This window comes from uncultured Tateyamaria sp. (assembly GCF_947496075.1).
Classification (GTDB): Bacteria; Pseudomonadota; Alphaproteobacteria; order Rhodobacterales; family Rhodobacteraceae; genus Tateyamaria.
Map to the genome: position 1 here is coordinate 337,113 of NZ_CANMBJ010000002.1, position 16,047 is coordinate 353,159.

14 protein-coding genes and 1 pseudogene are annotated in these 16,047 nt (G+C 57.7%); 4 read left to right on the forward strand and 11 right to left on the reverse strand.

The window, feature by feature from the left end; genetic code table 11:
- Positions 1-2: 2 nt before the first annotated feature.
- From Q1A51_RS05550 to Q1A51_RS05565, 4 genes are all read right to left on the reverse strand, one after another.
- Complete coding sequence (locus Q1A51_RS05550; RefSeq protein WP_299599004.1) at positions 3-1,277, reverse strand: TRAP transporter large permease; 1,275 nt, start codon at positions 1,275-1,277, stop codon at positions 3-5.
- On the reverse strand, positions 1,274-1,771 hold the full coding sequence (locus tag Q1A51_RS05555) for a TRAP transporter small permease (RefSeq protein ID WP_299599001.1): 498 nt from the start codon (positions 1,769-1,771) through the stop codon (positions 1,274-1,276). Before Q1A51_RS05555 ends, Q1A51_RS05550 begins: the two co-directional genes overlap by 4 nt.
- A gap of 58 nt (positions 1,772-1,829) precedes the next feature.
- The gene (dctP, locus tag Q1A51_RS05560; protein ID WP_299598998.1) at positions 1,830-2,822 is read right to left on the reverse strand and encodes a TRAP transporter substrate-binding protein DctP; all 993 of its coding nucleotides are present in this window, start codon (positions 2,820-2,822) and stop codon (positions 1,830-1,832) included.
- 445 nt (positions 2,823-3,267) lie between these two features.
- The gene (locus Q1A51_RS05565) at positions 3,268-4,122 is read right to left on the reverse strand and encodes an NmrA family NAD(P)-binding protein (protein WP_299598995.1); all 855 of its coding nucleotides are present in this window, start codon (positions 4,120-4,122) and stop codon (positions 3,268-3,270) included.
- A gap of 219 nt (positions 4,123-4,341) precedes the next feature.
- Here Q1A51_RS05565 and Q1A51_RS05570 point away from each other — a divergent pair.
- A pseudogene (locus tag Q1A51_RS05570) lies at positions 4,342-4,548 on the forward strand (IS5/IS1182 family transposase); the annotation flags it as partial.
- A gap of 58 nt (positions 4,549-4,606) precedes the next feature.
- Here the strand turns inward: Q1A51_RS05570 and Q1A51_RS05575 are convergent.
- From Q1A51_RS05575 to Q1A51_RS05605, 7 genes are read right to left on the reverse strand one after another with little or no spacing between them, the layout of a single operon-like run.
- A complete protein-coding gene (locus tag Q1A51_RS05575) occupies positions 4,607-5,752 on the reverse strand; it encodes an iron-containing alcohol dehydrogenase (RefSeq protein WP_299598991.1) in 1,146 nt (381 codons plus the stop codon).
- A 5-nt stretch (positions 5,753-5,757) separates the two neighbouring features.
- Complete coding sequence (locus Q1A51_RS05580) at positions 5,758-7,125, reverse strand: aldehyde dehydrogenase family protein (RefSeq protein ID WP_299598988.1); 1,368 nt, start codon at positions 7,123-7,125, stop codon at positions 5,758-5,760.
- Positions 7,126-7,128: 3 nt separating this feature from the next.
- Entirely contained in the window at positions 7,129-8,493 is a 1,365-nt protein-coding gene (locus tag Q1A51_RS05585; protein ID WP_299598985.1) for a glutamine synthetase family protein, read from the reverse strand.
- 58 nt (positions 8,494-8,551) lie between these two features.
- Entirely contained in the window at positions 8,552-9,586 is a 1,035-nt protein-coding gene (locus Q1A51_RS05590) for a TRAP transporter substrate-binding protein (RefSeq protein WP_299598982.1), read from the reverse strand.
- A gap of 46 nt (positions 9,587-9,632) precedes the next feature.
- Positions 9,633-10,958, reverse strand: a complete 1,326-nt coding sequence (locus Q1A51_RS05595) for a TRAP transporter large permease subunit (protein WP_299598978.1) — start codon at positions 10,956-10,958, stop codon at positions 9,633-9,635.
- On the reverse strand, positions 10,958-11,527 hold the full coding sequence (locus Q1A51_RS05600; protein WP_299202226.1) for a TRAP transporter small permease subunit: 570 nt from the start codon (positions 11,525-11,527) through the stop codon (positions 10,958-10,960). Before Q1A51_RS05600 ends, Q1A51_RS05595 begins: the two co-directional genes overlap by 1 nt.
- Positions 11,515-12,291 carry an N-formylglutamate amidohydrolase gene (locus tag Q1A51_RS05605; protein WP_299598973.1) on the reverse strand — a complete coding sequence of 259 codons (777 nt, stop codon included), beginning with the start codon at positions 12,289-12,291 and terminating at the stop codon, positions 11,515-11,517. Before Q1A51_RS05605 ends, Q1A51_RS05600 begins: the two co-directional genes overlap by 13 nt.
- Positions 12,292-12,403: 112 nt before the next feature.
- Here Q1A51_RS05605 and Q1A51_RS05610 point away from each other — a divergent pair, with 112 nt between their 5' ends.
- The 3 genes from Q1A51_RS05610 to Q1A51_RS05620 all read left to right on the forward strand — a co-directional run bounded on the left by Q1A51_RS05610 (position 12,404) and on the right by Q1A51_RS05620 (position 16,042).
- Complete coding sequence (locus tag Q1A51_RS05610) at positions 12,404-13,276, forward strand: MurR/RpiR family transcriptional regulator (RefSeq protein WP_299598970.1); 873 nt, start codon at positions 12,404-12,406, stop codon at positions 13,274-13,276.
- 434 nt (positions 13,277-13,710) lie between these two features.
- Entirely contained in the window at positions 13,711-14,991 is a 1,281-nt protein-coding gene (locus tag Q1A51_RS05615) for an extracellular solute-binding protein (RefSeq protein ID WP_299554894.1), read from the forward strand.
- Between the two features lie 103 nt (positions 14,992-15,094).
- A complete protein-coding gene (locus Q1A51_RS05620; protein ID WP_299598966.1) occupies positions 15,095-16,042 on the forward strand; it encodes a sugar ABC transporter permease in 948 nt (315 codons plus the stop codon).
- Positions 16,043-16,047: the final 5 nt, after the last annotated feature.

Consider the following 16,047-nt stretch of genomic DNA (forward strand, 5'->3'; position numbering starts at 1 on the left):
GGTTACCATTTGAAGGGGATGTAGAGGGCGAGGTCCGGCAGGACATACAGCAACACAACCGTGAAAAGCATCAAAGCCAGAAATGGCCAGACGCCCCGCGCGACATTCGAAAGGCTGGTTCGGGCCACCGATTGAATGACATAGAGGTTCAAACCCACGGGCGGTGTAATAAGCGCGCATTCCACCATAATGACCATGTAGATTCCGAACCAGATCGGATCGAAGCCCATACCGAGGGCCGCAGGCAACAGAACCGGTGTCATGATGAGGATCATTGAGAGCGCCTCGAACACCAGTCCCATCAGCAGAAGCACTATGGACACCACGAGGATGAACATGATTGGCCCGTCGATGGTTTGCGTCAGGAAGGCCGAGATATCCTGGGGTATGCGGTATAGCGCGATGGCTTTGCCAAAGACCTTGGCGCCCGCCACGATCAGCAGGATTGCCGCCGTGGTAATGGCGGATTCGCGCACGGCTTCCCACAGTGTCGCCCAGGTCAGCGTGCGCAGCCAGAAGGCCACGATACACAAGGCCGCCGCCGATCCGACCGCCGCAGCCTCTGTCGGGGTGAAGGCGCCGGAGTATAGCCCGATGATCACCAATGCAGCCAAGGACACCGAGGGCAAAGCACGTTTTGAGGCTTCTATCCGCTCGGACATGCTGGCCTTGGGGACATTTTCAAAGTTGCCTGACAGCTTCGCGTGCAGCATCGCAAACACGATGAAAAGCATAACCAGCACAAGCCCCGGCCCGATGCCCGCGAGAAACAGCGCAAGAACGGATTGTTCGGTTACGAAACCGTAAACGATCATCGGAATCGAGGGCGGGATCAGAATGCCCAGCGTGCCGCCTGCGGCCAGCAACCCGTAGACGAAGCGCTTTTCATAGCCACGGTTGATCATTTCCGGGATCGCCACCGTACCGATGGTGGCGGCTGTGGCCACCGAAGACCCTGAAATCGCGGCAAACAGCCCGCAACTGATGATCGTGGCCACAGCGAGGCCACCGGGCCAGTGCCCGACCCAGGCTTGAACGGCAGCAAAGAGATCGCGCCCGACGCCGCCTTTCAACAGCAGGTTCGACATCAAAAGGAAAAGGGGCACGGCCAACAGGATGAAACCGTCCAGTGTGGACAGGATGGATTGCGGTGCCATCAGCGGGGAAAAGCCGCCCAACAGCAACATGCCCAGCCCCATGCCACCCAGTGCAAAGGCCACCGGCACACCCAGAAGCAGCAAAGCAAACAGGCAGGCGAGGATCAGAAGGATGGTCATTCGTGCGTCGCTCCGAGATGCGCGGTATCGGAGCCGCGCAACTTGATCAGTTCCACGACGCCCTGCAGCGCCAGAAGCCCGAACCCGATTGGAACAGATGCCTCCGCGATCCACACAGGCAGGTTCAGAAGCGAGCCGGTTGTGCGACCGCGAACGAAACTCTCAAGAAAGATGTCGAAGCCCCAGAAGGCGACAATCATAGAAAAGACGACGACGATCACCAGCGCAACAGACGCGCAAACCTTTTGCGCCATGGGTGGCAGGAGGGTCGTGATCGCATTCACGGTGATGTGCCGCCGCAAGGTCAGCAAATGTGCCATGGCCAGCAAGCAGCCCCAGATCAGGCATAGCTGGCTCAACTCCGCGGCCCAGATCGTAGGGCGGATGAAGAAATAACGTGCGATGACCTCGTAGGTCAGCATGACGCCGGTGGCCGCCAGCATGACCGCCCCGAGGGCACAGGCCCCCTGTGACAGCGATGTTATGACTTTCATGTCGCGGACAAACAGGCGGCCCAAAGGTCGCCTGTAACATTGTGCTGTGTCATCTGGATCAGGATCCCGAATTCACACCAAGCGCGTCCAGCACCTGCTGCCCGGCCTCACCCGTGGCGGCCAGATAGCCGTCGATCACCGGCTGGGAAACTGCCTGCCATGCCGTGAGTTCCTCGTCGGTAAGCTCCACGATATTCATGCCGTTCTCTTCTGCAGCCGCGTAGGCATCCGCCTCGATCTGGCTCATACGGTCACGCACATCGCTTTGCGCCACGTTGGCCGCATCGCGGATATGACCTTGCGTTTCCGCATCAAGACCGGCCCACCAGTCATTGTTGACCACAACGACGAATTCGATGTTGGCGTGGTTGGTCTTGGTGATGGTGTCCATCACCTCCCAAAGTTTGCGGGATTTCACGCCGGAAACCCCGGTCATACCGACATCAACCGTGCCACGCTGATAGGCAAGGTATTGCTCGGAGCCGGAAATCAGTGTCGGCGCACCGCCAGCAGCCGTCACAAAATCACCCAGTGTTTTGCCAAATACACGGGCCTTTTTGCCCTGCATGTCGGCAGGCGTGCGGATCGGTTCATCCTGCGACAGCAAGATCGCCCCGCCATATGCTTGCCAATAAAGGACAGAGCCCCCGGTCTTGGCGATTTCCGTTTCCAGGATGTTCCGCACAGGCGAGCCTTCGGCAACCGCGGCGCGCACCTTTTCCTCTGTGTTGAACAGGAATGGCATGTAGAACACATCGACCACCGGCGCATCGCCCACATAGCGGGTCAGCGACGCGACGCCGGCCTCGATCGCGCCAGAGCCAACAGCAGCAGGCACTTCCTTGTCCTTGTAAAGCGTGGCGCTGTCATAGATTTCTACGTCGATCGCACCGCCTGTGCGTTCCTCCACCTCCTTTTCAAAAAGGATGAGGTTTTCACCGAGGTGGCTGCTGAGTGGAAGTTGTAACGAAACCCGCATCTTCTCTTGTGCGATGGCGGCAGTGCCCAGCAAAGACAGGCCGGCGGCAGCGATTATGGCTCTGTGAAACATTGTATCCTCCCAGAAACAGTACCGATTAGGATTCCCGAGTGGCTTGAAATTGGCAACCGGATATTCGTTTGGGTGCACCGGTTGCGGTTCATGGACAGACCCCGATTATTAAAAACACCGTGCGCAAATGACTTGATTTCGGGGCGGCCCGTCTCGGCAGCGCGACTCCGTCCGACGTCATGCCCCCGTATTCGCCCGCATGACAGCCCTAAGGGCGGGTGGTGAGGCATGGTCAAGATGGATGTCCGTTCCTTAGCCAGGCTCGATGCCATGATATCGACCACTTGCATCTTGAGCAGGGCGCAGAGCGTGAATGGCGGTCGGCAAAATATTGCTATGATTGACCCGCCGGTCCACCACTCCAGCGCTATGATGCTGCTGTGCCGCCGCAGTCCAGTTTCAGTACATGACACCCATTGGTCAAGTCGCAACGAGTGGCGGCTCTTTAGCCCAATATCGAAGCCATATAGTTCTGAAGCTTGGTCTTACCGCGAACCGGCTTATCTGCCGTATTCGTCTTTCCATCGATCATCCGGCGAGTCATGCAGGCATAAGAAGCCGCCGCCTCTTCCGAAAACCCGAAGCTGCGGAATGTCTCTTCCAGAGCCTCGCGCGGAATTTCCTGAACCTGAACATCACGGCCTATTACTTTTGCAAGCGCGGCGGCGACTTCGTTCGCCGTATATCGCTCCGGTCCTTCGATATGCTTGATGCCCACGTCTTCGGTTCCCGACAAGAGGCGCCGCGCGGCGGCCTTTCCCAGATCGCGAGGCGCAACCATGGGGATGGAAAGATTGGCTGGGAAAAAACTGAGCAACGCGCCGGACTCTCTCACGGGCTCGACCATCCCGGCCCAGTTACTCATATAGTATCCCCCCCTGTTGATTGCGGCTGGGATCGGCTGCTCCCGCAACGCATTCTCAAACGCGTGAAGGACGGTGAGATCGCCGCAGCGCTCGCCTTCAAAAGCCCCGTAAGTTGATTGCGCCACGACTTTTTCAAGCTCTGAGCCCTCGAGTGCCGAAATGATGGCGGCCATGTTCTCGCGTTCTTCTTCATCGGTATCGCCCGAAGGTTCCGCTGGCGGGTTGAGCAGAAAAGCACGCGTGCCGGTTCGAAAAACGTCTCGCAAAGCATCGACATTGCGAATGTTGACCTCGGCGATCTGCGCGCCGGCCTGCTTCAATGCGGCGCCATGATCCCTATCGCGCGAGACAATCGTGACTTTTTGATCTGCGTCCAACAAAGCGCGTGCCGTCGCCGAGCCGACCCTTCCGGTTCCACCGAGAATGATATGCATACTGACCTTCTGCCTTGTTTTCGGTCAGAGCCTATCCTTGCATCGCGTCAGGACTTGTCAGGAACATGCCTCAGACGGTCGAGTGGTGCTCGAGGCGGCAAAAGGGAAAGAGAGCGCAAATGGGCAAATGCTGCGAGTGGCAAAGAGAATTTCATTTGAACTGAGCGTGACGGTTTTGGTCGTATGCATCTGATCCGCTTGCGTCGGAAGCTGTGGGGCGACAAGGGCATACGTCTCTGCATCCCGGGGAAACGGCGCAAAAAGACGGTGATATACTACAAACCCAGTTGCAAATGACGCTCTCGGGTCGAGATCATGTTCGGAAAACTCAAGGATTGGCTGCGTTGGGCAACCCGTTATGACCGCTGTCCAAAGGTCTTCGTTTCCACAAATCTTCTCGCTGCACTCGTCATCTTTTGGCCATGAGCCCTGAGCTTCGCGTCCGGCCGTCAGACGGGGATTTCAACAACGCTTTTCGCATTGCCTATATACAAGCCAACAACAGCCGTCGTGTGTTGTCAGCTGTCATCTCGACCGGATTTCCACCGGTACTGGGGTCGCTCAGCGCCCCGGCGACGACTCGATCAATATCAATGCTGTTGATCCCCATTTCGGTGAGGGTTTTGGGAATTCCAAGCGATGCATTGAACTCATCGACAAAGGTGCAGAAGCCGTCGAAGCGGCCCTCAATGTTCAGGTAGTTCGCGGCCTGTTCGATGACGCCAGAGATTGCGGGCTTGTTGAATTGCAAGACGGCGGGCATGCACACGGCATTGGTGGTGCCGTGATGCGTGTGGTACATGGCGCCAATCGGGTGAGAGAGAGCGTGAATGGCCCCCAAACCCTTCTGGAACGCCGTCGCCCCCATGGCCGCCGCTGACATCATGTGGGCACGCGCCTCAAGATCAGTGCCATCTGCATAGGCGCGCGGCAGGTAGTCTTTGACCAGACGCATACCTTCCAGCGCCATACCCTGTGACATCGGATGGTAGTGAGGTGAGCAGAACGCTTCGACGCAATGGGCAAAGGCATCCAGACCGGTGCCCGCCGTGATGAACTTGGGCATTCCAACCGTCAGTTCAGGGTCGCAAATCACCACGGTCGGGAGGAATTTCGGGTGGAAGATGATCTTCTTCTCTTCGGTTTCGGAATTGGTGATGACGGAAGCACGACCAACCTCTGACCCGGTGCCTGCGGTGGTGGGAACCGCCACGATCGGGGCAATCGCATCTGCATCGGCACGGGTCCACCAGTCACCGATATCCTCAAAATCCCATAGTGGTCTGGTTTGACCTGCCAGGAAGGCGACGAGCTTGCCCAGATCAAGGCCAGAGCCGCCACCAAAAGCGACAACGCCGTCGTGCCCGCCATCCTTGAAGGCCTTCACCCCGGCGGCTGCGTTCTTTTCATTGGGGTTCGGATCGACATCTGCAAAGATCGCCCGGCCCAGACCTGCGGCCTCAAGCAGATCCAACGTTCTGGTCGTGATTTCCATGTCCGCAAGGCCGCGATCCGTGATGAGCAGCGGTTTGTGGATATTCGCGGCGGAACACGCCTCAGCGATTTCCGAAATGCGCCCCGCGCCGAAACGTATTGCGGTGGGATAGGACCAGTTTGCAGTCAGAGCCATGGCGTTCAGGCCTTTTTCAGGTGGAAGGATTTTGGACGTGTGAGGTTGTGGTAGCCGATGACCGACAATCCCCCTCCGCGTCCGGTATCTTTGCAGCCGGTCCAGCACAGTCCGGGGTCAAGGTAGTCCGCCCGGTTCATGAAGACGGTTCCGGTTTCAATCTGGTCTGCGATGGCTTCGGCGCGCGCGGTTTCGCGGGTCCAGATGGATGCAGTCAGACCGAAATTGCTGTCATTCATCAGTTTGATCGCCTCGGCATCGTCCCTGACCGGCATGATGCCGACTACCGGGCCAAAGCTTTCGTCGCGCATGACGCGCATGTCATGGGTCACGTTGGTCAGAATCTGCGGTGTGAGGTAGGCGCCGCCATCATCCTCTGGAAAGGGTTCGATATGGGCCGTTGCGCCATCGGCAATCGCTTCGGTGGTCTGGGCGCGCACTTCGTCCGCAAAGCGTTTGTGCGCCATCGGACCCAGCGTGGTGTCCGGGTCAAGCGGATTGCCCAGCTTGTAACCACGCACAATCGTGACAGCCTTTTCAACAAAGGCGTCGAAATGTTGTTCAGCCACATAGATGCGTTCAATCCCGCAACAGCACTGGCCAGAGTTGAACATGGCACCGTCGATAAGCGTGTCCGCAGCTGCATCCAGATCCGCATCGTCACAGACATAGCCGGGGTCCTTACCACCTAATTCCAGACCGATGCCGGTGAATGTGCCTGCCGCCGCCCGTTCGATCGCTTGCCCGCCGCTGACCGAGCCAGTGAAGTTCACGAAGCCGAAGGATCGTGCCGCGATCAGGTCGGATGTCGTTTGATGGTCGAGAAAGATGTTTTGGAACACGTCCTCGGGAATGCCCGCAGCATGGAAGGCCTGTGCCATGCGTTCGCCGACCAAGGGCGTCTGGCTGGCATGTTTCAACATCACCGTGTTGCCCGCAATCAACGCTGGTGCAACTGTGTTGATCGCGGTCATGTAAGGGTAGTTCCAGGGGGCAACAACCAGAACCACCCCATGCGGCACCCGCTTGATGACACGGCGGAAGCTGTTGCTGTCCTCAACCTCGATATCTGCGAGCGCGTCCTTCGCGATATTGGCCATGTAACTGGCGCGCTCATCAAAGCCGCCAAACTCGCCGCCGTAGCGGATCGGGCGGCCCATCTGATGGGCCAGTTCGGGTACGATCTGATCGTTCATCTTGCCCACATTCGCGACCCCGGCTTGCACAAGGGCAATGCGATCTTCCAACGGTCGCGCCACCCAGTCCGCTTGCGCCGCCTTGGCACGCGCCATGGCGGCGTGCGCGCCATCAGCGGAGAGGGTAGGGCGCTCGGCATAGACCGCGCCATCAATCGGCGAAATGCAACGGATCATGCGTCAGGCCCTTTCAAAGCCACGGGCGATTTCCCAATCGGTCACCACGCGGTCGTATTCTTCCTGTTCCCACTCGGCACACCGGGTGTAGTGCGCGACGACATCTTCGCCAAACGCCTCCTTGAGAAAGGCCGAGTTGCGCAGTGTTTCGGTCGCAGCGCGCAACGTTTGCGGGATGTCCTGTGCGCCATCCGCGTCGTACACATCACCGGTGGTTGGCGGTGCCAAGGTCATCTTGTCTTTGATGCCCTTGACGCCCGCCGCAAGCATGGCCGCTTGTGCAAGATAAGGGTTCAAATCGCTGCCGCCGATGCGGCATTCCACGCGCACGCCCTTGGTGCCGTCCCCGCACAGACGGAACCCGGCGGTGCGGTTGTCTACGGACCAGACGGTCTTGGTCGGTGCGAACGTACCTTTGGCAAAGCGTTTGTAGCTGTTGATGTAGGGCGCCATGAAAAACGTGTAGTCGGGTGCATAGGTGATCAGTCCCGCCATGTAGTGATCCATTAGCGTGGATTTTCCCAAGTCGGCGTCCGCGTCATAGAATGCAGGTTCGCCATCCTTCCACAGTGACTGATGCACATGAGAGGAGCTGCCCACCTTGGTGTGGTCCCATTTGGGCAGGAAGGTCGCCGCATGTCCCTTTTGCCACGCGATTTCCTTGATCGCATTCTTGGCAATCGTGTGGTGATCGGCGCAGTCAAGTGCGTCCGCATAGCGGATGTTCAGCTCTTCCTGACCGGCCTCCGCCTCTCCCTTCGAGTTCTCGATGGGCAGTCCGGCGGCGAATAGATTGTTGCGGATGGGGCGCATGACGCCCTCTTCCTTGGTGGTTTGAAGGATGTTGTAATCTTCGTTGTAGCCGCTGATCGGGGTCAGATCTCGGAAGCCGTCCTTGCGGATGTCATCGAAACTCTGTTCGAACAGGAAAAACTCCAGTTCGGTCGCCATCATCGCGTTATAGCCAAGGGCTTTCAGCCGCTCGATCTGACGTTTCAGGACCTGACGCGGCGCGTGGGGAACCGGCGCGTGGGTGTGGTGATCAAGAATGTCACACAGAACCATAGCGGTGCCTTCCAGCCACGGAACGACGCGCAGGGTGGTAAGGTCCGGCGCCATGACATAATCGCCATACCCGCCTTCCCAGCTGGATGCGGCGTAACCGTCGGGCGTGGCCATTTCGAGGTCTGTGGCCAGCAAGTAGTTGCAGCAGTGGGTTTCCTTGAATGACGTTTCCACGAAGTTCACCGCGTGGAACCGTTTGCCCATCAGGCGGCCCTGCATGTCCGGAAAGCAGGTCAGAACGGTGTCGATGGACCCGTCTTTGACTTTCGACTTGAGGTCATCAAAACTCAACAATCCCGGCATGCGCGTCTCTTTCGTAATGGTGAAGGGGGCGGTGTCGGACCGCCCCCGTGCGATCTGTTTATCCGTAGCGGTATGGCCGTCCGGCTTTGACCATGTCGGCGTTGTACTTCTTGAAGATGTCGACCACCTTGCGCTTCGTTTCGCTTTCGGCGGCGATCTCCTCCCAGAAGTCCTGCGCTGCATTCTCGACCTGCGCCCATTCTTCGTCCGGGATCGTGGTTAGCTCCATTTTGGTGCCGTTCACGCGCAGATCGGCTTCACCCCCCCAGTACCAGTGCTGGCGGTAGTAGTGGGACTGTTCACAGCACACCTGGAACAGTTTCTGCAGATCTTCCGGCAGTTCGTTCCAGCGGTCCATATTGGCAAAGAAGTGACCGATCCATGCACCGGAGATGTTGTTGGTCAGGAAGTAGTTGGTCACGTCTGCCCAGCCCACGGTGTAGTCTTCGGTGATGCCCGACCATGCGATGCCATCCAGCTCGCCGGTCTGCACGGCAACCTCGATGTCTTCCCATGGCAGGTTCACGGGCACGACACCAAACTGGCTGAGGAAGCGCCCAGCGGTTGGGAACGTGAAGATACGTTTGCCCTTCAGGTCCTCAAGGCTGCGGATCGGGTCCTTGGTGGCAAAGTGGCAGGGATCCCACGCGCCTGCGCTGACGTGTTTGACACCAACGGCGGCGTATTCCTCGGCCCAGATGTCGTTCAGCCCGTAGCGGTTGAACAGCACCGGTACGTCAAGCGAATAGCGCGAGCCAAAGGGGAAGTAGCCTCCGAACACCGTGACTTCGGTGGGCGAGGCCATCGAGTCATCGTCAGACTGCACCGCATCAATGGTGCCGCGTTGCATGGCCTGGAACAGCTCGCCCGTGGGCACCAGCTGGTCGGCATAGAACAACTCGATCTGCATGCGGTCGCCCGCGATGTCGTTGAACATCTTGATCGCCGGGTCGATCACCTCGGCCGCGAGGGCGGCGCCGGCATAGGTCTGCATCCGCCACTTGATTGTGCTTTGCGCCAGCGCTGGGGCCGCCAATGTCGCCGCCGGTGCTGCGATGGCAGCCCCTTGGATAAATTTACGTCTTGTTGTCATAGTTCTACTCCTAGTTGGTTGGTGCCGGTTGGCCCGGCTTATGAATTCATTTTCCGTAAACGTAATTTGGAAGCCATGTGGCGAGCTCTGGGAAGCTCATGACCAGCGCGAGCGCGAGGGCCATCACAAGCACAAATGGGGTAATCGAGGCGTAGATGTCGCGCAGGGAAATCTCGGGCGGGGCCATCGCGCGCATGAGGAAAAGGTTATAGCCGAAGGGCGGTGTCATGTACGCGATCTGGGTCGTGATCGTGTAGAGGATGCCGTACCAGATCAGGTCGAACCCAAGCGCGCCGACCAACGGGACATAGAGCGGTGCAACAATCACAAGCATCGCCGTATCATCCAGGAATGTACCCATCAGGATAAAGCTGAGCTGCATGAGGATCAGGATCATCCAGGGGTTCAGGTTCAGCCGCTCGGTGAACAGGCTTTCGATGGCCTTGACCGCACCCAGACCGTCAAAGACCGCGCCAAACGCCAGTGCGGCAAGGATGATCCACATGAACATGCAGGTGATGCCCAACGTGTTGCGGACCGAGTTTTCAAAGACTTCTCGCGTCATGCGCCCCTTGAGGACTGCTGCCGCAAAGGCGGCCAGAGCGCCGATGGCCGAGCTTTCGACCAGCGATGTCCATCCGTTGACAAAGGGTACCATCATCACGGCAAAGATGATCAACGGCAGCAGCCCGGCGCGCAACAGCCTCAGCTTTTCGGCGCGGGGCATTGCACGATCCGCGTCACTCAGAACCGGACCAAGGGCAGGGTTCAAACGGCAACGGATCGCAATGTATGCGATGAACATCGCGGCCATCATCAACCCCGGTACGATGCCCGCCAGCCAGAGCTGTCCGACCGGTTGCCGCGCAATCATCGCATAAAGAACCAGCACCACCGAAGGCGGCACAAGAATGCCGAGGGATGACCCAGCCTGAATCACCCCTGTCACCATCCGCTTGTCGTAGCCGCGTTTCAGAAGCTCGGGCAGGGCGATGGTTGCACCGATTGCCATGCCGGCAACGCTCAAACCGTTCATGGCCGAGATCAACACCATCAACCCGATGGTGCCGATGGCCAACCCGCCGCGCAAACCGCCCATCCAGACATGGAACATGCGGTAGAGGTCGTCCGCGATCTTGGACTCGCTCAGCACATACCCCATGAAGATGAACATCGGCAGCGTCAGAAGCGGGTACCACTTCATCAATTTCATGGCAGCGGCAAAGCCGATGTCATACCCCCCGCGGTCGCCCCACAGCAGCAGGGCTGCTACAACCGCGATGAACCCGATGGCACCAAAGACACGCTGCCCCGTCAGCAGCATGAGCATCATGGACGAGAACATGAGCGTGGCGATCATCTCGTAGGGCATCAGATCTCGGCCCCTTTGAGACGCAGGATGTCTTTGAAGAATTCTGACAGGCACTGCAGGATCATCAGCAGAAAGCCGACAATCATAACGGCCTTAATGGGCCACATGTAGGGACGCCAGGCCGAGGAGGATTGTTCAAGCCGCCCAACCTCCTCGGTGCCGATTAAAACGCCAAGCAGGTAGGAGAACGGCGCATCTTTCCAGTATCCCAACGAATAGGCGGTGGAGCTGACAGCACCATAGAGTAGGACACAAAGATAGAAGATCAGCAGCAGGACGGTGATGGCGTCGAACCACGCTTTGCGCCGAACCGACCAGCTGCCGTAGAGCAGGTCCATCCTGACATTCGAGCCGAGTTGCAGCGAGTACGGCCCGCCCAGGATATAGTAGCCGACCATGACGAACTGTGCCATTTCCAGCGTCCACAGCGACGGTAGGAAAAACGTCTTGCTGATGGATGACCACAGCAAAATACCCATCAGGGCAAAGATGCCGTACATGGCCACGCGGCCAATGCGATAATTCACCGCGTCCACGCCCTTGATGTAGCTGCGCATCAAGCCTTGCATGATGTTTGCTCCAAGCTGACACCAAGCGTGGCAAGGGCGTTGACCGTCCAGCTGCTCAGTGTTTTTGCCATGCCAAGCTGCGCAGCTTCACTTGAGATCAGATCGTTGCGGATCTCGATCATTACATTCAAATGACCATGTGGCACTGCGTGTGTCTTGAGCGTGTGGGTGACACCATGCTCGGGGCCATAGGGCGCGTTTCGCTGAACCTGCAAGTCTGTGTGGTTCGGCGCCGTTGTCAGGAAGGCGTCCGCCAGTCGCGCGTCTGCATCGTGCAGGATTCCAACTTCAACATCGCGGGCGGAGCCGTTGTAGACCGGTGTGAAACTATGGATCGTGATGATGATGGGGGACGTGCGCGCCTGTATCTGTTCTGCCAACGCGCGGTGGAACGGATAGTAATAGGATTGCGCGCGCTGGGCGCGATCCTGCGTCGTTAGACCTTCATTGCCGGGAATGGCAAAAGCCTCGCTCCTTGCTGGCATGGCATCGTTGGCTTCTGGCGGGCGGTTGCAGTCATAAACCAGTCTAGAGACCTTCGCCTCGACCAGTGCAGCCTCTAGATACTGCGACATGCCCAATGCAACGCCTCGTGCGCCAGGATCCCAAGCGACATGGCTGCGTCTTGCGGGTTCGGGCAGGCCCAGATCATCAAACTTAGCCGGGATATGGTGATTGGCATGTTCGCAAACCAATACGACCGACGAGGCCGCATCGCCCCGCGTGATCTGAACCACATTTTCGGTCTGGTTGCTGTGTGCCATTCGGTCCCCTGCGAACAAACTGGTTGCCAAAAGGCGCATCTGTCAACACAGTTGTGAAAAATTTATCACAAGCAGAGATGACCTGATAAATTATTGAACAATAGGAGGGCACATGGGGGAGGCGACCCAAACAATCTCGGATCTGATCCAGAGCAAGCTTGATGACCTGACCCGTGCCGAACGGCAGTTGGCGCTGTCCGTCTTGCAAAACTATCCGGCATCGGGCCTTGGTACCCTGACAGCGCTGGCACAGAACGCGGGCGTGTCTGTTCCAACCGTTGCGCGCATGGTGCAAAAGCTTGGATACAAGGGGTATCCCGAGTTTCAGGCGGCGCTACGCGAAGAGCTGAAGGCGAAGGTAAAAACCCCGATCGCAAAGCACGAGACGTGGGCAGAGGCCGCACCTTCGGAGCATATTCTCAACCGATTTACCGACGCCGTGATCGAGAATATCCGCCTGACCTTGAGCCAGATTGATCCAGACGCGTTTGATCAAGCGTGCCGTTTGATTGGCGACGAGACCCGGCATCTTTACATTGTCGGGGGGCGCATCACACACACGCTGGCCGAATACCTGTTCATGCACATGCAGGTCATCCGCCCAAATCTGACACATGTACAAACAACGTCGAATACGTGGCCGCACTATTTGCTCAACGTGCAAGAGGGAGATGTCATTGTTGTTTTCGATGTGCGTCGCTACGAAAACAACACGCTCAAGCTTGCCGAAATGGCGGACAAACGCGGTGCGAAGATTGTCCTCCTGACAGATCAATGGCGCTCGCCGGTGCATCAACTGGCGCACATATGTTTGAGCAACAGGATTGTTGTTCCGTCGGCATGGGATTCGGCCACGACCATCATGTTGCTGGTGGAAACCATGATCTCGGCCATACAGTCGCTGAATTGGGAAGCCACAAAAGAACGCGTTGAAAACCTGGAAGACATGTTCGATCAGACCAAGCTGTTTCGAAAGTTTACCTGAGTAGCCTTGATCGACGCCACGTATCCGTTTTTCGAATTGGCCCAATTAATAATATCAACGGGCTTTCTTGCTCTACCAACACGAGGAAGGCGCTCCAAAGTTGGATAGAACCTCGTGATACGGACTGGTCAAACATCCCCCCGTTCCTGATTGTACAAGTATGCACTTCGAGTACTGCGGCGACTCGCCCATCTGCGCATTCTGAAAGTAAGCCGTGGACGTATGAGGGAGTAAGCACCAGTTCTGATGGTATATTTATCTTAAAATCAAATACTTAATATCGTCAACGACTTCAAATGATGAACGCACCTCAAAAATTTATTGACATGATGTACGTTCCTCAAATAGCGTTTCCGCAGGGTCAACGCTCAACGATGACCCATAGGGAGGATCATATGAAAAAAATGACTTCAGCCGCCGTGGGTGCGGCCCTAATGACGTCTGTCAGCGTGCCAACCATGGCCATGGCAGAGGATTTGACACTGTGCTGGGCCGCCTGGGATCCAGCCAACGCATTGGTAGAACTGAGCAAGGAATTCGAGGCCCAATCCGGCCACAGCATGAATTTCGAATTCATCCCGTGGCCCAATTTTGCCGACCGGATGTTGAACGAACTGAACTCGGGCGGCAAGCTTTGCGACCTGCTGATCGGCGACAGTCAGTGGATCGGCGGCGGGGCTGAGAACGGCCACTACGTCAAGCTGAACGACTTCTTCGATGCCGAAAGCATCAGCATGGACGACTTCGCGCCTGCGACCGTATACGCCTATTCCACATGGCCCAAGGGCACGCCGAACTACTACGCGCTGCCTGCCATGGGCGACGCCAACGGCTGGTTCTATCGCAAGGACTGGTTTGCTGACCCAGAAATCCAGGCCGCCTTCAAAGAGGCGACAGGTCGCGATCTGGGTGAGCCGCAAAGCCAAAAGGAAATGCTGGAAATCGCCCAGTTCTTCCAGGGCCGCGAGATTGATGGCAAGACCGTCTACGGTGCCTCCATCTTCACCGAACGCGGGTCCGAAGGGATCACCATGGGTGTGACCTCTGCGCTCTATCCATGGGGTTTCAAATATGAAAACACCCCCGGCTCCTACGATATGGAAGGGGCGGTGAACTCTCCCGAAGCCGTTGAGGCGCTGGAATTCTACAAAGAATTCTACGAAACCGCGACGCCGCCGGGCTACACCAACTCCTACATGGGTGAATCGCTCGACGCGTTCAAATCCGGTCAGGTCGCCATGGCGATGAACTGGTTTGCGTTCTTCCCCGGCCTCTACGCTGACCCGAACACCGGCGGGGACAAGATCGACTTCTTCGTAAACCCACCCCAGAACCAAGCCGGTTCGACATTGGGCGGGCAGGGCATCTCGGTCGTGGCCTACTCGGACAAACAGGACGCAGCGCTTGAATACATCAAGTGGTTCGCCAACCCCGATGTGCAGGCCAAGTGGTGGGAGCTGGGCGGCTACTCAGCCCATAACTCGGTCTTGAACGACCCGGGCTTCAAGGACAGCGCACCCTTTGCTGGTGACTTCCTCGAAGCGATGGGCGCGGTACAGGATTTCTGGCAAGAGCCGGCCTATGCCGAACTGCTGCTGGCTATGCAGAAGCGCGTCCACGACTACGTTGTTGCCGATCAGGGCACGGCGCAAGAAGCCCTCGACAAGCTGATCGAGGATTGGACCGAAGTGTTCGAAGACGAAGGCAAACTTTAAGCCAACCCCGGGTGGGCGACACAGCCCACCCTCTCTCTTCCCGTAGTCTTTGACACTTCCACGGGTGGGCCCACGGGCCCACCCCACAGGACAGGTTTGCCAGATGACAGACACCATCGCCAATCGCGCGGCCAAGGCCACACCCCAGAAAGTGGCGCGCAAGATCAAGGGCCTGAGCGACCGCGCCATCGCGTGGATCTTTGTCGCCCCCACGATCTTCCTGCTGTTGGCAATCAACATCTTTCCTTTGATCTGGACGATCCAGCTCAGCTTTACCAACTACAAGGCCAACCGCCTGAACCGCGAACCGGAATTCATCGGCCTGCGCAACTACGAGCGGATCCTGACCGACAGCGACATCTGGCTGAACATGCAGGCCACCGCGCATTTCCTGTTCTGGACGATCGCGCTGCAGGTGCTGATCGGGTTCACGCTGGCGTGGCTGATCAACAAGAAGTTCAAGGGCAATGACCTTTGGACCACGATCATCGTGCTGCCCATGATGCTGTCGCCTGCGGTGGTCGGGAACTTCTGGAAATTCCTCTACCAGCCGCAAATCGGGCTCTTCAATTACATCATCGCCTTCTTCACGGGCAAGGAACCGTCAAGCTTCGAAATGCTCGGCTCGGTCCAACTGGCCCCATGGTCTATCGTCATCGTCGATACGTGGATGTGGACGCCCTTCGTGATGCTGATTTGCCTCGCCGGGCTAAGGTCAATCCCCGACTACATATACGAAGCGGCCGAGGTCGACCGCGCCAGTAAACTCCGTCAGTTCTTCACGATCACCATCCCCATGGTGCTGCCCTTCCTGATGTTGGCCGTCCTGTTCCGGGGCATCGAGAACTTCAAGATGTTCGATCTGGTGGTGCAACTCACCGGCGGCGGCCCAGGTTCGACAACCGAACTCACCTCGATCAATCTCAAACGCGAAGCGTTCGAGAAGTGGCGCACAGGCTATGCCTCCGCCTACGCCATCATCCTCTTCGTCACGGTGTTCGGCCTCGCCAGCATCTACGTCAAAGCCCTCAACAAGGTGAAGGAGCGCTGAGCATG